Here is a 19,215-nt window from a genome sequence, read left to right as displayed (position 1 = left end):
CCATGATCGAAATACGCAATATTTCTCAGCGGTTCGCCGGGCCCCGGGGCTGGGTCGAGGCGTTGCACAACGTCAATCTGTCGATTCCGGCGGGTGAGGTGTTCGGCATCATTGGCCGCAGCGGCGCGGGCAAGAGTACGCTCGTGCGCACCCTCAACCTGCTGACGCGCCCGAGCGAAGGCAACATCGTCGTCAACGGCCGCGATCTGACGACGCTGCCCGCCGCGCAATTGCGCGAGGCGCGTCGCGAGATCGGCATGATTTTCCAGCACTTCAACCTGCTGTCGTCGCGCACGGTGTACGAGAACGTGGCCTTGCCGCTAGAACTCGCCGGCATGAAGCGCGACGAGATCGAGGCGAACGTGCTGCCGCTACTCGAACTGGTCGGCCTGTCGGCGCAGAAGGATCGTTATCCGGCGCAGATCAGCGGCGGGCAGAAGCAGCGCGTCGGCATCGCGCGTGCGTTGGCGAGCAAGCCGAAGGTGCTGCTCTCCGACGAAGCGACTTCGGCGCTCGATCCCGAAACCACGCGCGCGATCCTCGAACTGCTCAAGCGTATCAATCGCGAACTTAACCTGACGATCGTGCTGATTACGCACCAGATGGACGTGATCAAGCAGGTCTGCGACCGCGTCGCGGTGCTGGATGCGGGCCGTGTGGTCGAACAGGGCAAGGTCATCGACGTGTTCCTGCAACCGCATCACGAAGTCACGCGCGCGCTGATCGGCGACGTGATCGCGCAGGAGCTGCCGCCCGCGATGAAGGCGCGCGTGGCCGAACGCCTGAAGACCGGCAGCGGACATTTGCTGCGCCTCGCGTTCACCGGGTCGGGTGTCGATCAGCCGATCCTGTCGGAAACGATTCGCCGCTACGAACTCGACTTCAACATCCTGCACGGCCAGATCGACGAGATCCAGGGGCAGGCGTTCGGCTCGCTCGCGGTGTTGGCGGGCGGCGAACCGGCAAAGGTGGCAGAGGCGCTGACGTATCTGCGCGAACAGGGTGTGGTGGTCGAGGAGCTGTCGTATGTTGAGTGAAATGTTCGATATGTTCGTCCAGTCGTTCTGGGAAACGCTCGTGATGGTGGGCATCTCCGGACTGGTCGGCGCAGCGGTCGGCCTGCCGCTCGGCGTGCTGCTGTATCTGACCGACCGTCAGGGCGTGCTGCAGAATATCGCGGTGAATCGCGTGATAGGGGGAATCGTCAACGCGGTGCGCTCGACGCCGTTCATCATTTTGCTGGTCGCAGTGATTCCGTTCACACGCCTCGTAGTGGGTTCGTCGATCGGCACGGCTGCGGCCGTGGTGCCGCTGACGATCGCCGCAGCGCCGTTTATCGCGCGTCTGGTTGAGACAGCTTTGCGCGAAGTCGATCGCGGTCTGATCGAAGCGGCGCAGGCCATGGGCGCGACCACTAGTCAGATCGTCTTCAAGGTGCTGTTGCCGGAATCGCTGCCGGGCGTGGTCGCCGGGTTGACGATTACCTTCGTGTCGCTGGTCGGGTATTCAGCGATGGCCGGTGCGATCGGCGGTGGCGGGCTCGGCGATCTGGGCATTCGTTACGGGTATCAGCGTTTCCTGCCGGAAGTGATGGTGACGGTCGTGGTGATCCTGATCGTCTTCGTGCAACTGGTGCAGTCATTCGGGGATTGGCTCGTGCGTCGTTTGAGCCATAAATAAACAGAGGCTATCGGAGCCTTTCGAGAAAACGCCGCGCGCCGCAAGTTTTCCGCTCCGCAGGGAGGCCCCCGCTCCGAAGGAAGTCCCCCGCCCCTTGGGGGGATTGGGGGATCGCCTCCTCGGGGAGGCGGCCGCGAAGCGACAGGTTTTGGGGCACGCTCAACAGAATTGCCAGATTCGGAAAAGGTCCATCATGCAACGTCGTTTCATTCTCAAGCTGGCCGCCACGCTTGGCGCCGCGTCGCTGTTCGCTGCCGCCACGGCGGCTCGTGCCGAAGACGCGATCAAGGTCGGCGTCACCGGCGGCCCGCACGCGCAGATCATGGAAGTCGTGAAGACGGTCGCGGCAAGGAACGGCCTGAACATCAAGATCGTTGAGTTTTCCGACTACGTCCAGCCGAACGCGGCGCTCGCCGGCGGCGACCTGGACGCGAACAGCTACCAGCACGACCCGTACTTGCAGGCCCAGGTGAAGGACCGCGGCTACCAGCTGATCCGCGTTGCCGATACGGTCACGTACCCGATGGGCCTCTACTCGAAGAAAGTGAAGACGCTGGCTGAATTGCAGCCGGGCGCGAAGATCGCGGTGCCGAACGATCCGACCAATGGCGGCCGGGCACTCCTGTTGCTGCAAAAGCAGGGTCTGCTGAAGCTGCGCGCGGACGCAGGTCTCAGGGCGACGCCGCTCGACATCGTCGACAACCCGAAGAAGCTGAAGATAGTCGAACTCGACGCCGCGCAAATTCCGCGTTCGCTGAACGACGTGGACGCCGCCGCGATCAATACGAACTTTGCGATGGAAGCGGGTCTGAAGCCCAGGCAGGACGCCATCGCGATCGAAGACCCGAAGGGTCCGTACGTGAATATCATCGCAATCCGCGAAGCTGACAAAAACAAGCCGTGGGTGGCGAAACTGGTCGCGGCGTATCATTCGCCGGAAGTGAAGCAGTTCGTCGAGAGCAAATTCGGCGGGGCGGTGATCACGGCCTGGTGATGTGACGGCCGGCTTTTCGACCGTTTTCCCCGGCTGTGGGCATAGCAAGACACGACGGCAATGTAAAATTAGAGTCGTAAGTCTTAACCCGGGGTTGTCGCCCGGGTTTTTTCGAGATTAAAATAGAACGATCGTTCGATATTGTCGTCACGCCGCTGAGGAGCGATATCCTTCTGCTAGAGCGCCCGCGACGCGGTTGCCCTAAGGGCAGTCGTTATAATGATCGTTGGGCTGACGTATTCGTAACTTTGGAGCGTGTGCATGAAAATCCTGGTGCCAGTCAAGAGAGTGGTCGATTACAACGTGAAAGTCCGGGTCAAATCGGACGGCACGGGCGTCGACATCGCGAACGTGAAGATGTCGATGAATCCGTTCGACGAAATCGCGGTTGAAGAAGCGGTTCGTCTGAGGGAAGCGGGCGTGGCGACCGAAGTGATCGCCGTGTCGGCGGGTGTGACGCAAGCGCAGGAAACGCTGCGCACGGCGCTGGCGATCGGCGCGGACCGCGCGATCCTGATCGAGTCGAACGAAGACCTGCAGCCGCTGGCCGTCGCCAAGCTGCTCAAGGCGCTGGTCGACAAGGAACAGCCTGGGCTGGTGATTCTCGGCAAGCAGGCCATCGACGACGATTCGAACCAGACCGGCCAAATGCTCGCTGCGCTGGCGAATCTTCCGCAAGCGACGTTCGCCTCGAAGGTTGTCGTTGCCGATGGTAAAGCTACGGTTTCGCGCGAAGTCGACGGCGGCGCGGAAACGCTGTCGCTGACCTTGCCCGCTGTGGTCACGACCGACCTGCGCCTGAACGAGCCGCGCTATGTGACGCTGCCGAACATCATGAAGGCGAAGAAGAAGCCGCTGGAAGTCATCAAGCCGGAAGATCTCGGCGTTGACGTGACGCCGCGCCTGAAGATGCTGAAGGTCGTCGAGCCGCCGAAGCGCTCTGCCGGTGTGATGGTGCCGGATGTGAAGACGCTGGTCGAGAAGCTGAAGACCGAAGCCAAGGTGCTGTAAGGAGACGGACGAAATGACGAATCTGGTAATTGCAGAACACGATAACGCATCGATCAAGGCCGCGACGCTGAACACGATCGCAGCCGCGCAGAAGATTGGCGGTGATATCCACGTGCTGGTGGCAGGCCACAACGCACAAGCCGCAGCGGATGCGGCAGCGAAGATCGCTGGCGTGAGCAAGGTGCTGCTGGCCGACGCGCCGCAACTGGCAGCGGGCCTGGCAGAAAACGTCGAAGCGACGGTGATGAACATCGCGAAGGACTACACGCACATCCTCGCGCCGGCGACTGCTTACGGTAAAAACATCGCACCGCGTATTGCCGCGAAGCTGGATGTCGCACAGATCAGCGACATCACCGCAGTGGACAGCGCAGACACGTTCGAGCGCCCGATCTACGCCGGCAACGCCATCGCCACCGTGCAATCGGCTGACCCGATCAAGGTCATCACGGTCCGCACGACCGGTTTTGATGCCGTGGCGGCCGAAGGCGGCAGCGCAGCGGTCGAGAAGATCGAAGCCGCAGCCGACACCGGCCTGTCGCAGTTCGTGAGCCGTGAAGTGACGAAGCTGGACCGTCCGGAACTGACTTCGGCGAAGATCATCGTCTCGGGCGGCCGTGGTCTGGGCAACGGCGAGAACTACACCAAGGTTCTGGAACCGCTGGCGGACAAGCTGAACGCAGCGCTGGGCGCATCACGCGCAGCCGTCGATGCGGGCTTCGTGCCGAACGACTATCAGGTCGGCCAGACCGGCAAGATCGTCGCGCCGCAACTGTACGTGGCCGTCGGCATCTCGGGTGCGATCCAGCATCTGGCCGGGATGAAAGACTCGAAGGTGATCGTCGCGATCAACAAGGACCCGGAAGCGCCGATTTTCAGCGTCGCCGATTACGGTTTGGTGGGCGATCTGTTCACGCTCGTGCCGGAACTTGTTAGCGAACTCGGCTAAGCGCCGCAGCGCCGGTTAACAGGCGTCTGGCAGCACACGAAAGGGCGTGGGACCTAACAAGTCCGGCGCCCTTTTTATATCGAAAGACCGGAGGAGAACTGGCATGAGCTATACGGCACCCATCAAGGACATGCTGTTCGTGATGAAAGAATTGGCCGCGCTCGAAGACATCGCGACCTTGCCTGGCTTCGAAGACGCAAACCTCGATACGGCTCAGGCCGTGCTCGAAGAGTCGGCGAAACTGTGCGGCGAAGTGCTGGCGCCGCTGAACGTCGAAGGCGATCGCAATCCGAGCAGCTGGAAGGATGGCGTGGTTACCGCGACGCCCGGCTTCAAGGAGGCGTTCCGCCAGTTCGTGGAAGGCGGCTGGCAAGGCGTGCAGCATCCGCTCGACTACGACGGCCAGGGCCTGCCGAAGCTGATCGCCACGCCGTGCATCGAAATGCTCAATGCGTCGAACCTCTCGTTCGCGCTGTGTCCGCTGCTGACCGACGGCGCGATCGAAGCGCTGCTCACCGCCGGCACCGAAGCGCAAAAACAGACCTACGTGCCCAGGCTGATTTCCGGCGAGTGGACCGGCACGATGAACCTGACCGAGCCGCAGGCCGGTTCCGATCTCGCGCTGGTGCGCACGCGCGCCGAACCGCAAGGCGATGGTTCGTTCAAGCTGTTCGGCACCAAGATCTTCATTACATGGGGCGAGCATGACATGGCGCAGAACATCGCCCATCTCGTGCTGGCGCGCATCCCGAACGCACCGGAAGGCGTGAAGGGCATTTCGCTCTTCATCGTGCCGAAGTTTCTCGTCAATGAAGACGGTTCGCTCGGCGAGCGTAACGATGTGCATTGCGTGTCGATCGAGCACAAGCTCGGCATCAAGGCGAGCCCCACCGCGGTGCTGCAGTTCGGCGACCACGGCGGCGCGATCGGTCATCTGATCGGCGAAGAAAATCGCGGCCTCGAGTACATGTTCATCATGATGAACGCGGCGCGTTTCGCGGTGGGCATGCAGGGCGTGGGCGTCTCGGACCGGGCGTATCAGAAGGCCGTGGCGTACGCGAAGGATCGCGTGCAAAGCCGCCCGGTGGACGGCTCGGCGAAGCAATCGGTGGCAATCATCCAGCATCCGGACGTGCGCCGCATGCTCGCGACGATGCGTGGCCTCACCGAAGCATCGCGCGCATTGGCGTATGTCGCCGCGGCTCACTGCGATATCGCGCATCGTCATCCTGACGAAGCAAAACGCGCCGGACATCAGGCGATCTACGAATACCTCGTGCCGATCGTGAAGGGCTGGAGCACGGAGCTGTCGATCGACGTGACGAGCCTCGGCGTGCAGGTGCACGGCGGCATGGGTTTCATCGAAGAAACGGGCGCCGCGCAGTACTACCGCGACGCGCGCATTCTGCCGATCTACGAAGGGACGACCGCGATCCAGGCCAACGACCTGATCGGCCGCAAGACTGTGCGCGACGGCGGCAAGGTGGCGAAATCGCTGCTGGCCGGCGTAGCAGAAACGATCGAGGCGCTCGGCACGCAGCAGGGTGCGGCGTTCGAATCGATGAAGAAATATCTGGCGCAAGGTCATCGCTCGCTCACTGCGGCGGTCGATTTCGTTGTTGCCAACACGAAGAACGATCCGAACGCGGTGTTCGCCGGCAGCGTGCCGTATCTGAAGCTCGCGGGCGTCGTGCTGGGCGGCTGGCAGATGGCGCGTGCGCTGCTCGTGGCGGCTGAAAAGCGCGCCGAAGATCCGTCGTTCTACGGCGCGAAGATCGCGACCGCGCAGTTCTATGCCGAGCATGTGCTGCCGCAGGCGTCGGCGCTCGAAGCGTCGATCGTTACCGCGAAGGGCGGGGAGAGTGTGCTGGCGTTGTCGGAAGATCAGTTCTGATGCTGCACTTCTTCTCTCGAGCTATGTAGCGAAAGCTCGTGCGAAAAGACAAACGGCGCCCTGTGAGGCGCCGTTTGTCTTTGTCAGGCCGGTTTGTCTGCGATGACGAACCGGCGCAACCGCTCGCGAAGCGTTAATCGTTAATCCCTAAACCTCAAGCATAAGCCGGGCGATGCGCACCGCCGGTCTCGCCGAGATAGCGATGCACCGACAGATCGTCCGCCTTGATCGCGGGTTGCTTGCCCGACATCACGTCGGCCAGCAGTTGCCCCGAGCCGCACGACATCGTCCAGCCCAGCGTGCCGTGACCCGTATTCAGGAACAGGTTCGGCACCGGCGTGCGGCCGACGATCGGCGTGCCGTCCGGTGTCATCGGACGCAGGCCAGTCCAGAAGGTGGCCTTCGACGTATCGCCGCCGCCCGGGAACAGATCGTTCACGCATAGTTCCAGCGTTTCGCGGCGCGCCTGGCGCAACGATTTGTCGAAGCCGACGATCTCCGCCATGCCGCCGACGCGAATCCGGTCGTCGAAGCGCGTGATCGCGATCTTGTAGGTCTCGTCGAGTACGGTCGAAATCGGCGCGGACGCTTCGTTGACGATCGGCGCGGTGATCGAATACCCCTTGAGCGGGTAGACCGGAATCTTCACGAGGCCGGACAGGAATTTCGTTGAGTACGAACCGAGCGCCACGACAAACGAATCCGCGCGTATCAGTTCATTACCGCATTGCACGCCGGCGATGCGCTCGCCCGCCATGGCGAATGAGTCGATCGGCGTGTTGTAGCGGAACTTGACGCCCAGTTGCTCGGCCAGCGCGGCGAGGCGCGTGGTGAACATCTGGCAGTCGCCGGTTTCGTCGCCCGGCAGGCGCAGGCCGCCCGTCAGCTTGTGCGAGACCGCGGCGAGCGCCGGTTCGGCTTTTGCGAGCTCGGCCGGCGACAGCAGTTCATACGGCACGTTGGCATCCCGCAGCACGGCGATGTCTTTCGCGGCGCCGTCGAACTGCTGTTGCGTGCGGAACACCTGCAGCGTGCCGCCGGTGCGGCCTTCGTACTGGATGCTGGTTTCGGCGCGCAGCGCTTGCAAACAATCGCGGCTGTATTCGGCGAGGCGGACCATGCGGCCCTTGTTCACCGCATAACGCGACGACGTGCAGTTTTGCAGCATCTGCCACATCCATTGCAACTGGAATTGCGTGCCGTCGAGGCGGATCGCCAGCGGCGCATGCTTCTGGAACATCCATTTGACGGCCTTCAGCGGCACGCCCGGCGCCGCCCACGGCGACGCGTAGCCCGGCGAAATCTGGCCGGCATTGGCAAAGCTGGTTTCGAGCGCCGGGCCGGCCTCGCGATCGATCACCGTGACTTCATGACCGGCACGCGCCAGATAATAAGCACTCGTCACCCCGACGACGCCACTGCCCAAAACGACGACTCGCATAGCTGCTCCAGAGAAAGGTCTGAGGGCGGTGCGCTCGTCGATTCGTTGGAATTCATTCGATTAACGAGGTGTAACGCTGATCGCCCAGTGTTAACCGCTATACTATTAACAGTCAGGTAGGTTTTGTTATCGTATTTTCAAGATTTTCAGCAAAAACACTATGCGTACACAACGCCAACCGGTCCGGGCCCTCGACAAACTCGATCACAAGATCCTGCGGCTCCTGCAACAGGACGGCCGGATGGCAATGAAAGACCTTGCCGAACAGGTCGGGCTGTCCGTTACGCCTTGCATCGAGCGGGTCAAGCGGATGGAGCGTGACGGCGTGATCACCGGCTATCATGCAAGGGTGAACCCGGCTGAGCTGGGCGCGGCGCTGCTGGTATTCGTCGAGATCACGCTCGATCACAAAAGCGGCAACATGTTCGACCAGTTCCGCCGCGAGGTGCAGAAGATCCCCGAGGTGCTGGAGTGCCACCTCGTCTCCGGCGACTTCGACTACCTGATCAAGGCGCGCATCGGTGAAATGGCCGACTACCGCAAACTGCTGGGTGACATCCTGCTGCAACTGCCCGGCGCGGTGCAGTCGAAGAGCTACGTGGTGATGGAAGAAATCAAGGAAACGCTGACGATTGCAGTTGGTGATTAGTTCGCGAGAAAGGTGCCTGGCTGGGCTCGACAAACGGCGTAAACACTGTATATTTATACAGGTGTTTTGCGCCGTTTTTGTTTTTGCGTGCTCCAGCCGTGACCGATTCCGACATCCACTCCGCTAGCGAATTTCCGATCGCTCCGCCCGCGCCTCGCAAGGGGCGCGGCGCGGTGACGAACCTGCAAGGCCGTTATGAAGTCGACCAGCGCGAAGTGGTGGACGACGGCTGGCTTTCGTCGCCGGAGGAAGGCGGCGAGCCCAAGGTCTTACGCACGCAGGTTTTCGAAGAGCGGGCCAAAACCATTCTCACGCGCAATGCATCGCCGGATATTCCGTTCAGCGTGTCGCTGAACCCGTATCGGGGCTGTGAGCATGGCTGTATCTACTGCTTTGCGCGGCCTACCCATAGTTATCTGGGGTTGTCGCCGGGGCTCGACTTCGAAAGCCGCATCTATGCAAAGATCAATGCGCCGGAATTGCTCGAGCGCGAGTTGTCGAAGAAGTCCTATGTGCCCGAGCCGATCGCGCTGGGCGTCAATACGGACGCCTGGCAACCCGCCGAGCGCGATTTGCGGCTTACTCGGCGGGTGATAGAAGTGCTCAGCGAGCGGAGCCATCCCTTCGCGGCGATCACCAAATCGTCGCTGATCGAGCGCGATCTCGATCTGCTCGCGCCTATGGCGGCGCGCGGGCAGTTCATGGCGGCCATCACGATCACCACGCTGGATGCGGATATCGCGCGCACGCTGGAGCCGCGTGCGGCCACGCCGTCGCGTCGATTGCGCACGATCCGTACGTTGAGCGAAGCGGGTATTCCCGTTGGCGTGAGCATCGCGCCGGTGATTCCATTCGTCACCGAGCCGGACATGGAGCGCGTGCTGGAGGCTTGTGCGCAAGCCGGTGCATGCAATGCGAGTTACATCGTGCTGCGCTTGCCGTGGGAAGTCGCGCCGCTTTTCAAGGATTGGCTCGCGGCGCATTTTCCCGATCGTGCTGACCGGGTGATGAGTCGCGTGCGCGATATGCGGGGCGGGAAAGACTACGACTCGAGCTTTTCCACTCGAATGAAGGGGGAAGGGTTGTGGGCGGACCTGTTGAAGCAACGCTTCTACAAGGCCGTGCGCCGGCTCGGGTTAAACCGGCGCGATCGCGGCATTCTGGACATGTCGCACTTTCGCCGGGTCGAACCGGTGCGTGCTGAACCGCCGCCACGCCACGATCCGCAGTTGAACCTCTTTTAGCGCGGCGCGCGGGAGGTCATTGCGATAGCGCTTTGGCGGCCTCTACCTGACCTTCGAAGTAAGTCTGGAACGAGATCGCAAGGCCCGTCATCAGCAGGAACGCGCCGATCAGCAGCGAAAAGATCACGATGAAAATGACGGTCCAGCCAGAGTGGCTTTTGCGCTGGGTTTGCGCGTTGAACTGCGCATCCCACTTTTCATCCGGACGCAGGCCGTAGACGATCGCAGCCAGAAACGCGGAGAGCAGGGAAACGGCACCGAAAAACGCTAGCACCCAACCGGGCATCGAGGCCCGCTCGCTGGCCACCACCAGCATGGCGCCCGGAATCCCGATCAGCGTGCCAAGCAGATGAGCCCAGCCGTAAATGTCGCGCATGCCATACAGATAGAAGCGGTGGGCGCCGAGACTGCCGAAGAAGAATGCCAGCGCGGCGGTAATCGTCTTGGATCTGAAATGCGAGGAAGTCGAAGCAAGCGTGGACATGTGGGCGAGAGCAGAGTGACAGGCGGTCGAAAGGAGCGGGGCGCCGGTAGGCACGGACCGACGCGCATTCTACGCCACGCTGTGTGGTGGCGGTCACGTGGTGTACGACCGTATGGACGCCGCGGCTGCTTGTGTCCGTCGTGGGTTGGGTGCGTGCGGGCCGCGTCGGCGGCCTCGGCGCGCAGTTGCGCAGCGGTTAAGGCTAAGGCGCGGAGTAGGTCACGCGGTAGACCGCGCCGGCGTAGTCGTCGCTGATCAGGAGCGAACCGTCGGGCATCGGTTGCACGTCGGCTGGGCGGCCCCATACCGCTTCGCCCGGTTGGAGCCAGCCAACGGCGAAGACTTCCTGATGCGCGTTGCTGCCGTCAGGGTTGGTGATCACCCGTACGACGCGGTAACCAACCTTCTTGCTGCGATTCCACGAACCGTGTTCGGCGATAAAAATATTGTCTCGATAGGCGGCCGGAAACATCGAGCCGCTGTAAAAGCGCATGCCGAGCGAGGCGACGTGTGCACCGAGTTTGACAACCGGCGGCGTGAAGGCGCTGCACGGGTGGTCTTTGCCGAACTCGGGGTCGGGCGTGTCGCCGCCATGGCAGTACGGAAAACCGAAATCCATGCCGACGCGCGGTGCGCGGTTGAGTTTGTCGTCCGGTACGTCGTCGCCCATCATGTCGCGGCCGTTGTCGGTGAACCACAGCTCATGCGTCACCGGGTGCCACGCGAAGCCGACCGTATTGCGAACGCCGCGCGCCACGACTTCATAATGGCTGCCGTCCGGGTCCATGCGGCCGATCAGCCCAAAGCGGTCGCGGTCTTTCAGGCAGACGTTGCAGGGCGCGCCTTGCGGCACGTACAGCTTGCCATCCGGCCCGAACGCAATGAATTTCCAGCCATGATGCGTTTCTGTCGGCAGTGTGTCGGTGACGACGGCTGGCTTGGGCGGGTCATTCAGATGGGCGTCGATCGCGTCGAAGCGTAGAATTTCCGACACTGCGGACACATACAGCGCGCCATCCCGCCACGCCACACCGGCCGGCGCTTCCAATCCGGAGCCAATCACGTGGCGAGCCGTCACGCGCCCATTCTGCAATTCGAGCGCGTAGACGTGGCCGTCAAGGCTGCCTATATAAAGAATGCCTTTCGGCGAGAGCGCCATGCCCCGCGCGCTGGGTACCGCGTCCGACAGGACCTCGATATGGAAGCCCGGTGGCAGTTTGATGCGCTCGACCGGCAGCGCGGCCAGCGCCGGCAGGGCAGTGGCGGCGAGCAACAACATTACGCCGGCTCGCAGGGCCTGAACGCGGACGGCGCTCGAAAAGCCGGCAAGCAGCGCAAAGCCGGCGATTCGCCGAAAGGCGGCGAATGAAGCGAAAAAAAACGCAGGCGGCAGCAGGAGTTTCACGGGCGCTCCGTCAGGCAATTCGGGCGTTTGGGCGTGGTCCGGGCTCCTCGCCTGGATGGCCGGCGCAACCCGGCCACTCAGTTTATCCCGGTAAGTGTTTGTTATGGCGTCGGTTTCCCGCTATAATCGCGTGTTTCAGTCGTTCCGAACCCCGGTTTTCAAGGATTCTAGTATGGTCATCATCCGCTTGGCTCGTGGCGGCTCCAAGAAGCGCCCGTTCTACAACATCGTCGCAACCGATTCGCGTAACCGTCGTGACGGCCGCTTCATCGAGCGCGTTGGCTTCTACAACCCGGTCGCTACGAAGGGTGAGTCGCTGCGTATCGCTCAAGACCGCCTGACGTACTGGCAAGGCGTTGGCGCACAACTGTCGCCGACCGTCGAGCGTCTCGTGAAAGAAGCGCAAAAGGCGCAGCCGGCTGCTTAATGGCAGCTAGCATGCGTATCGTCGTCGGTTCGGCCGGCGGCTCGCGCAGCTTGCGTGAGCAGTCCGATGCGCGAGTTTTGCTGAAGCAGACGTCGAAGTTGGCAGCGAGGTTCTCTTCGAGGTTCCCTTATGTCTGAGCGTGATTCCGGCGGTTCAGGCCGCGCGAAGGCAAAAGTGGCAGCCCCGCGCGCGAAGACGTCTGATCAGGCGCCGTTCGGAGCATTCGTCCGCAAGCCGGTCGAACGGGCCGAAGGCAAGGCGAAAGCCGAAGTTGCAAGCGCCGGTTCCAACGCAGCAGGCATGCGCGCGGAAACGGCGGAGAGCTGGCCGGCCGATGCGGTCGAGGTCGGTGCAATTGTCGACGCTTACGGCCTCAAAGGCTGGGTCAAGGTAGCCGCGCACGCGGATGCCGGACACGGCGGCGACGCGTTGCTAAGCGCGAAGCGCTGGTGGTTGCTGAAAGGCCACGAGCGCAAATCGGCGCCGTCGTTACAGGCAAAAACGCATAGCGACAGTGTCGTTGCCCATCTGGGCGGCGTAACTGACCGCGATGTGGCACTGGCACTGCGCGGCACGCGCGTTTATATCAGCCGCAGCGAATTTCCGGCCCTCGGGGCCGATGAATTCTACTGGGTCGACCTGCTCGGCCTGGATGTGGTGAACGTTGCCGGGGTCAACCTCGGCAAGGTTGCAGACATGATCGACAACGGTGCGCACTCGGTGTTGCGCATCGAATACCCGGATACCGACAAAAGCGGTAAGCCGGTCACCGGCGAGCGCTTGATCCCGTTCGTCGGCGTCTTTGTCAAAACGGTGGATCAGGCGGCGAAGCAGATCATCGTCGACTGGGAAGCCGATTACTAAATAACTCGCTGACTGGAGAGAGCGATGCAGTTCGATGTCGTGACGCTCTTTCCTGACATGTTTCGTGCGCTGACCGACTGGGGTATCACCAGCCGTGCGGCGAAGCAGGAGCGCTACGGGTTGCGTACGTGGAATCCACGTGATTTCACCACGGACAACTACCGCACAATCGACGATCGTCCTTACGGCGGCGGCCCCGGCATGGTCATGCTGGCCAAGCCCCTCGAAGACGCGATCGGCGCGGCGAAAGCGGCGCAGGCGGAGCAGGGCATCGGCGCGTCGCGCGTCGTGATGATGTCGCCGCAAGGCGCCACGCTGAATCACGATCGTGTCATGCAGTTCGCGGCCGAGCCCGGTCTGATCATGTTGTGCGGGCGCTATGAAGCGATCGATCAGCGTTTGCTCGACCGTGTTGTCGACGAAGAAGTCAGTCTCGGCGACTTCGTGCTGTCCGGCGGGGAATTGCCGGCCATGGCGTTGATGGATGCCGTGGTGCGCCAGTTGCCCGGCGTGCTGAACGATTCACAATCGGCGGTGCAGGACAGTTTCGTCGACGTGCTGCTGGATTGTCCGCATTACACGCGTCCGGAGGAATACAACGGCGTGCGTGTGCCCGATGTGCTGCTCGGCGGCCATCATGCGGAAATCGAGGCATGGCGTCGGCGTGAGGCCTTGCGCAATACGCTGAACAAGCGGCCCGATCTGATCGTGAAGGCCAGAAAGTACAAGATGTTGAGCCGTGCCGACGAGGCATGGCTTACGAGTCTCGCGAAGGAAGCGTCGAAGGCGTAAAGCCTCGGTCTTTCGAGCGGACATAGGCGGCGCCGCACATGCGTGTACGGCGCCAGATGTGAACCCATCCTCTATCGGGGCCGTAGCCAGACGCACCAGGTAAAACCAGCGCGAGGCAGGTACGAACGTCGACAAGATGGACTTAGGAGTCAGTGATGAATCTGATTGCAAAACTCGAGCAGGAAGAAATCGCGCGCGCCCTCGGCGAGAAGACCATCCCCGAATTCGCCCCCGGCGACACGGTGATCGTCAGCGTGAACGTGGTTGAAGGTACGCGTAAGCGTGTTCAGGCTTACGAAGGCGTCGTGATCGCCAAGCGTAACCGTGGTCTGAATTCGTCGTTCATCGTCCGCAAGATTTCGTCGGGCGAAGGCGTCGAGCGTACGTTCCAGACGTACTCGCCGCTGCTGGCAAGCATCGTCGTGAAGCGTCGTGGCGATGTGCGTCGTGCGAAGCTGTACTACCTGCGCGACCGTTCGGGCAAGTCGGCTCGGATCAAGGAAAAGCTGGTCGCGAAGAAAGACCGCGCTGCTCCGGAAGCGTAAAAGCTGTAAGAAAAAGCACCCCTCGCGGGTGCTTTTTTGTTTGCCAGGTCAAAATAGCGGCATGTCCCCTATCCGCTCATTCCGAGAGACCCGTTGATCCGCCCCGCCTTTGAGCCTGAAACTCTGCCTGTCGAAGCGACAGGTGCCGATCTGCCACCGGTCGTTGCCGGGCGCCTGACGCCCGACGGTCTGCGTGGGCGTTTCGCGCAGCGTCTTAGCTGGACGCCTGAACCCATTATCGAAGTGCCCTGGCGTGACGTGCGCGCCGATCCGCGCGTTGCCGCCGTGCTGGTGCCACTGGTCGTGCGCGACAACGGTCTCACCGTGCTGCTGACCCAACGTGCCGACCATCTGAACGACCACGCCGGCCAGGTAAGCTTTCCCGGCGGCCGTCATGAACCCTTCGACGCAGATTCGACCGCCACGGCATTGCGCGAGGCGCAGGAAGAAGTCGGACTCGAGCCGTCGCGGGTTGAAATTCTCGGTGCGTTGCCCGACTATTTGACGGGCACCGGGTTTCGCGTGTCGCCCGTGATCGGTCTTGTGCACCCGCCTTTCACGTTGAAAGTGGATGCACTCGAAGTGGCCGAAGTCTTCGAAGTGCCGCTCGCTTTTCTGATGGATCCCGCGAATCACGAAGAACGTGTGTTTCGTTACGAGGGCGGCGAGCGGCGCTTCTTCGCCATGCCCTATCCGCGAACCGCGTCGGCGTCCGAAGATCGCGAGGATCAGGTGGGTGGCCATCATTTCATCTGGGGCGCAACGGCGGCGATGCTGCGCAACTTCTATCGCTTTCTAGCGGCATAAGCTGCGTCGGTCTGTGCAGTTGTTGGGTGTTTGTCAACGTCCGCGCTCAGTCGCATCCGACCCTGTGCTATCGTTATAAAACAATCGTAAAAACTCGAAAAGCACGGCGCACCGCATGACTTTTTTCTCCGTATTGCTGGCTCTGATCATTGAACAGGTACGCGCGCTGTCGCCGAACAATCCGGTGTCCGCGTTGCTTCAATACCATGCGGAGTCGGCGGCGCACGGATTCGATGCCGGCAAGCCCAAGCATGGCCTGCTCGCATGGCTGGTGGTGGTGGTGCCCTGGACGCTGGCCGTCGCGCTCGTCTACTACGTGCTTTATCACATTCACTTTGCGCTGGCCTTCCTGTGGAACGTCGCGGTGCTGTACTTCACGCTCGGCTTCCGGCAGTTCAGCCATTACTTCACCGACATCCACCTCGCGTTGAACAACGACGATGTGCCGCGTGCGCGTGAAATCCTGAATGAATGGACCGGGCTCGACACCGTCGACATGCCCGTCAGCGAGATTGTGCGTCATACGCTGATTCACGCGGTGGTCGCATCGCATCGGCATGTGTTTGGCGTGTTCTTCTGGTTTCTGATTCCGGTTGGGCCGGCGGGCGCGGTGCTGTATCGGATTGCCGAGTATCTGGCGCGTGCATGGGCGCGGCCGGTCGACGATCGCACGGTGGCGTTTTCGAGTTTCGCGCAGCGCGCCTTTTTCGTGATCGACTGGGTGCCGGCGCGGCTCACGTCGCTGGGCTTTGCGATCGTCGGTAATTTTGAAGACGCGATTTATGCGTGGCGCAACCACGCGCGTCAGTGGCCGGATGCGAATGACGGCGTGTTGCTGGCCGCGGGCAGTGGGGCGCTGGGTGCGCGTCTGAGCGGCCCGCTCGCCGAGCCGTCGAGCCTCGACGCGTTGGCCACCGGCGACGGCGGCCCGATGCAGGTCGGCGACGACTGCACGCCGCGTACGCTGCAATCGGCGGTGGGTCTCGTGTGGCGCGCGGTGGTGCTGTGGATGATTCTGCTGCTGATGTTGACGATCGCGGTGTGGCTGGCCTGAGGCCGCTCGTTTGAGTCAGCGCGTGACTCACGCACCGCAGAAAAAAGCCGGGTAGTGAACTGCACCCCAAAGGTTGGATCGATGTCCAACTTTGCGGGGTCAGTTCATAGAACCCGGCTTTTTCATTGCTCACGCCACGATTACATGACCGATTAGTACCGGAGGCCTGGTCGCTTCACCCTCCATGAGCCGCGTCTAACCGCTTCAACCGTCCAGCGGATCGCGCGCCGTCCCACACTGCCAGCACACCGTGAACTGCGCCTCGAGCGTCTCCCCGCACTGACGGCATTGCCACGAAGGCGAGCCCGCCGCCGGCCCATGCGAAGCCGCATCGATCAGGCGCAGCGCCATCGCCTCGTCGCGTTCATCGACGAGCCATAGCTCCGGCGCGCACTGATCCGCCGGAATATCGCCGAGCGCGCCATTCAGATAACGGTTATGCAACTCGCAAGCGATGCCCGCCGTCTCCAGCACGTTGACCCAATGCTGTCCGATGATCAGATTAGGCGCGCGCATCAATTTCATCGTGAGTCCATGGGTTGATAGCGACGCGCGTTAGCGCACGATCTGGCTAGCTTCGTGCACCAGTTGCGCATACAGGGCATGCCGTTCACGCCGGATCCCGCCGTCGGCGACCGCTTCGAGAATCGCGCAGCCCGGTTCCTGCAAGTGATGGCAGTTATAGAAGCGGCAGTTCGGCAGCATTGACCGGAACTCGGGAAACGCGCGTTCGAGCCGGCCCTCGGTCAGGTGATGCAGACCGAATTCCTGGAACCCCGGTGAATCGATCAACGCACCGCCGTCGCCACCCGGCAAAGGGTAGAGCCGCGTGAAGGTCGTGGTATGCCGCCCGCTGTTCAGCGCGGTCGAGATCTCACGTGTGGCTACCTCGGCATCCGGAATCAGCAGATTCACCAACGTTGATTTGCCCATGCCCGACTGGCCGAGCAGCAGCGTCGAGTGACCTTGCAGGTGTTCGAGCAAAGCGGGTCGCGCGGCGTCAGGCTGCGTCTTGATCGACACTTCGACCACGGTATAGCCGAGCGCGCGATACGGTTCGAGCCGCTTGCGCGCGCCTTCGAGCGCGCCGGTCACGTCGATCTTGTTCAGCACGATCAACGGCTTCAGCTCGTTCGCCTCGGCGGCGACTAGCGCGCGGCCGAGCAGATCCTCGCTGAAATGCGGCTCGGTCGCGAGCACGATCAGCAACTGATCGAGATTCGCGGCAAACAGCTTCGACTTGTACTGATCCGAGCGATACAGCAGATTGCGCCGTTCGCCGATCTCGACGATCACGCCCTGATCCGCCGAGGTCGGCTCGTAAATCACACGATCGCCGACCGCGACTTCGCTGCGCTTGCCGCGCGGGAAGCACTGGAGCATCGGGCTGCCGTCTTCCGGTGCAACCAGGTAGTGGCGCCCATGAGCGGCAATGACGAGCCCGCCCACGCGCGTGCTGGACGGCGCGCGCGGCGCTTTCGGGGAGCGCGCGCTCATGCGTGCCGCAACAGGCGGTCGATCCGCTGCGACGCCGGCGGATGCGAGTAATAGAACGCGGTGTAGAGCGGATCTGGCGTCAGGGTCGACGCGTTGTCCTCATACAGCTTGACGAGCGCGTTGACGAGGTCTTGCGCATCGGTTTGCGTGGCGGCGAACGCGTCGGCTTCGAACTCGTGCTTGCGCGAGCTGAGGCTGCCGAGCGGCGTGACGAAGAACAGGAACACCGGCAGCGCGAGGAAGAACAGCACCAGCGCGAGGCCGCTATTGCCGCCGATCAGCGACGGCCGCACGCCCAGTCCTTCATAGAACCACACGCATTGCGTGAGCCAGCCGAGCAGCGCGAGCATCACGAGGCTGATCGCGAACGTGACGATCATCCGCTTGATCACGTGACGGCGCTTGAAGTGGCCGAGTTCGTGCGCGAGCACCGCTTCGATCTCGTTGCCCGACAGGCGCGCGAGCAACGTGTCGAAGAACACGATCCGCTTGGCCGCGCCAAAGCCGGTGAAATAGGCGTTGCCATGTGCCGAACGGCGGCTGCCGTCCATCACGAACAGGCCCTTGGCGGCGAAACCGCAGCGCTGCATCAGCGCTTCGATGCGGCTTTTCAGTGCTTCGTCCTTGAGCGGCTCGAACTTGTTGAAGAGCGGTGCGATAAACGACGGATACAGCACCAGCACAAGCATCTGGAACGCGACCCAGACGATCCACGTCCACAGCCACCACAGGGTGCCGGCCTGGCTCATTAGCCACAGCACGACGAACAGCAGCGGCAGGCCGAACGCGGCGCCGAGCAGAACGCCCTTGAGACGGTCGAGGAAGAAAATACCCTTGCTCATCCGGTTGAAGCCGAAACGTTGCTCGACCACGAATTGCCGGTAGTACTCGAACGGCAGATCGATCGCGCTGGTGATCGCGATCACCGCCGCGACCAGTGCGATCTGGCCGGCGTAGCCGCGGCCGAGCCAATCGGAGATCGCCAGGTCGAGCGCCTGCACGCCGCCCAGCAGCGTCAGCCCGATCAGCACAGCCGCGCCGACGACGATCTCGATCATCGTCAGCCGCGTGCGTTCGACGGTGTAGTCGGCGGCGCGCTGGTGCGCGGTGAGCGCGATGGTGCCGGCAAACTGGCTCGGCACCTGCTCGCGATGGCCGGCGACGAAGCGGATCTGCCGCGACGCGAGCCACAGTTTGGTGCCGACCATCGCCACGACGGCGACGACGAACAGAACGGTGAAGTACAGGGTAGGCATCCGGGGATTCCGTGGTATCTATGCGAGAATTATATGTTTCTTCCCGCCTGGCGGCGGGGCGATAAGCTTAAACCCGGCTTAAACCCGGCTTAAACCCGGCTTAAACCCGGCTTAAACCCGGCTTAAACCCGGCCCAGGCAGGCCCAGGCAGGTCCAAGCCGGCTCAAACCAATCTATTACGAACAATCGCCGCGGCAAGCGTGCTTCCAGCGAAGCCGTTTA

20 protein-coding genes are annotated in these 19,215 nt (G+C 62.3%); 14 read left to right on the top strand and 6 right to left on the bottom strand.

Features of this window, described 5'->3' with window-relative positions; genetic code table 11:
- Nucleotides 1-2: 2 nt before the first annotated feature.
- The 6 genes from P3T22_RS09280 (at nt 3) to P3T22_RS09255 (ending at nt 6,528) form a co-directional block, all read left to right on the top strand.
- Entirely contained in the window at nt 3-1,037 is a 1,035-nt protein-coding gene (locus P3T22_RS09280) for a methionine ABC transporter ATP-binding protein (protein WP_063496905.1), read from the top strand.
- Nucleotides 1,027-1,680, top strand: a complete 654-nt coding sequence (locus P3T22_RS09275; protein WP_063496904.1) for a methionine ABC transporter permease — start codon at nt 1,027-1,029, stop codon at nt 1,678-1,680. The genes P3T22_RS09280 and P3T22_RS09275 overlap by 11 nt, the downstream gene beginning before the upstream one ends.
- Before the next feature lie 193 nt (nt 1,681-1,873).
- Nucleotides 1,874-2,674 carry a MetQ/NlpA family ABC transporter substrate-binding protein gene (locus P3T22_RS09270; protein ID WP_429324807.1) on the top strand — a complete coding sequence of 267 codons (801 nt, stop codon included), beginning with the start codon at nt 1,874-1,876 and terminating at the stop codon, nt 2,672-2,674.
- Nucleotides 2,675-2,935: 261 nt separating this feature from the next.
- Entirely contained in the window at nt 2,936-3,685 is a 750-nt protein-coding gene (locus P3T22_RS09265) for an electron transfer flavoprotein subunit beta/FixA family protein (protein ID WP_429324806.1), read from the top strand.
- 13 nt (nt 3,686-3,698) lie between these two features.
- A complete protein-coding gene (locus P3T22_RS09260) occupies nt 3,699-4,634 on the top strand; it encodes an electron transfer flavoprotein subunit alpha/FixB family protein (protein WP_063496901.1) in 936 nt (311 codons plus the stop codon).
- 103 nt (nt 4,635-4,737) lie between these two features.
- Complete coding sequence (locus P3T22_RS09255; RefSeq protein ID WP_429324805.1) at nt 4,738-6,528, top strand: acyl-CoA dehydrogenase; 1,791 nt, start codon at nt 4,738-4,740, stop codon at nt 6,526-6,528.
- 154 nt (nt 6,529-6,682) lie between these two features.
- Here P3T22_RS09255 and P3T22_RS09250 read toward each other — a convergent pair whose 3' ends face one another.
- The gene (locus tag P3T22_RS09250) at nt 6,683-7,969 is read right to left on the bottom strand and encodes a D-amino acid dehydrogenase (protein WP_429324804.1); all 1,287 of its coding nucleotides are present in this window, start codon (nt 7,967-7,969) and stop codon (nt 6,683-6,685) included.
- Between the two features lie 160 nt (nt 7,970-8,129).
- On the opposite strand from P3T22_RS09250, the gene P3T22_RS09245 reads away from it, so the two are divergent.
- Both P3T22_RS09245 and P3T22_RS09240 read left to right on the top strand, forming a co-directional pair.
- Nucleotides 8,130-8,618, top strand: coding sequence for an Lrp/AsnC ligand binding domain-containing protein (locus tag P3T22_RS09245; protein ID WP_007180908.1), 489 nt, complete (start codon nt 8,130-8,132; stop codon nt 8,616-8,618).
- A gap of 98 nt (nt 8,619-8,716) precedes the next feature.
- Nucleotides 8,717-9,862, top strand: coding sequence for a PA0069 family radical SAM protein (locus P3T22_RS09240; RefSeq protein WP_429324803.1), 1,146 nt, complete (start codon nt 8,717-8,719; stop codon nt 9,860-9,862).
- Nucleotides 9,863-9,878: 16 nt separating this feature from the next.
- Here the strand turns inward: P3T22_RS09240 and P3T22_RS09235 are convergent, their stop codons facing one another.
- A complete protein-coding gene (locus tag P3T22_RS09235) occupies nt 9,879-10,346 on the bottom strand; it encodes an NINE protein (protein WP_429324802.1) in 468 nt (155 codons plus the stop codon).
- 202 nt (nt 10,347-10,548) lie between these two features.
- Nucleotides 10,549-11,751, bottom strand: a complete 1,203-nt coding sequence (locus tag P3T22_RS09230; RefSeq protein ID WP_429324801.1) for a PQQ-dependent sugar dehydrogenase — start codon at nt 11,749-11,751, stop codon at nt 10,549-10,551.
- 172 nt (nt 11,752-11,923) lie between these two features.
- Here P3T22_RS09230 and rpsP point away from each other — a divergent pair, with 172 nt between their 5' ends.
- From rpsP to P3T22_RS09200, 6 genes are all read left to right on the top strand, one after another.
- Nucleotides 11,924-12,178, top strand: a complete 255-nt coding sequence (rpsP, locus tag P3T22_RS09225; protein WP_006050280.1) for a 30S ribosomal protein S16 — start codon at nt 11,924-11,926, stop codon at nt 12,176-12,178.
- Nucleotides 12,179-12,307: 129 nt separating this feature from the next.
- Entirely contained in the window at nt 12,308-13,042 is a 735-nt protein-coding gene (gene rimM, locus P3T22_RS09220; RefSeq protein ID WP_429324800.1) for a ribosome maturation factor RimM, read from the top strand.
- A 24-nt stretch (nt 13,043-13,066) separates the two neighbouring features.
- Complete coding sequence (gene trmD, locus P3T22_RS09215; RefSeq protein ID WP_429324799.1) at nt 13,067-13,834, top strand: tRNA (guanosine(37)-N1)-methyltransferase TrmD; 768 nt, start codon at nt 13,067-13,069, stop codon at nt 13,832-13,834.
- A gap of 155 nt (nt 13,835-13,989) precedes the next feature.
- Complete coding sequence (gene rplS / locus P3T22_RS09210) at nt 13,990-14,379, top strand: 50S ribosomal protein L19 (protein WP_007180916.1); 390 nt, start codon at nt 13,990-13,992, stop codon at nt 14,377-14,379.
- 93 nt (nt 14,380-14,472) lie between these two features.
- The gene (locus P3T22_RS09205) at nt 14,473-15,186 is read left to right on the top strand and encodes a CoA pyrophosphatase (RefSeq protein ID WP_063496895.1); all 714 of its coding nucleotides are present in this window, start codon (nt 14,473-14,475) and stop codon (nt 15,184-15,186) included.
- Nucleotides 15,187-15,301: 115 nt separating this feature from the next.
- Nucleotides 15,302-16,240, top strand: coding sequence for a CobD/CbiB family protein (locus P3T22_RS09200; RefSeq protein ID WP_063496894.1), 939 nt, complete (start codon nt 15,302-15,304; stop codon nt 16,238-16,240).
- A gap of 204 nt (nt 16,241-16,444) precedes the next feature.
- Here the strand turns inward: P3T22_RS09200 and P3T22_RS09195 are convergent, their stop codons facing one another.
- Genes P3T22_RS09195 through P3T22_RS09185 form a run of 3 tightly spaced genes read right to left on the bottom strand, consistent with a single transcriptional unit; the run spans nt 16,445 to nt 18,993 of the window.
- Nucleotides 16,445-16,765, bottom strand: coding sequence for a putative signal transducing protein (locus P3T22_RS09195; protein WP_063496893.1), 321 nt, complete (start codon nt 16,763-16,765; stop codon nt 16,445-16,447).
- Between the two features lie 30 nt (nt 16,766-16,795).
- Nucleotides 16,796-17,737, bottom strand: a complete 942-nt coding sequence (gene rsgA / locus P3T22_RS09190) for a ribosome small subunit-dependent GTPase A (protein WP_429324798.1) — start codon at nt 17,735-17,737, stop codon at nt 16,796-16,798.
- A complete protein-coding gene (locus P3T22_RS09185; protein WP_063496891.1) occupies nt 17,734-18,993 on the bottom strand; it encodes a M48 family metallopeptidase in 1,260 nt (419 codons plus the stop codon). The genes rsgA and P3T22_RS09185 overlap by 4 nt, the downstream gene beginning before the upstream one ends.
- Nucleotides 18,994-19,215 lie beyond the last annotated feature (222 nt).

It is taken from the genome of Paraburkholderia sp. GAS348, from assembly GCF_050434205.1.
GTDB lineage: Bacteria > Pseudomonadota > Gammaproteobacteria > Burkholderiales > Burkholderiaceae > Paraburkholderia.
Note: the sequence above shows the minus strand (reverse complement) of the source record. Positions and strands in the feature narration are given on the sequence as shown.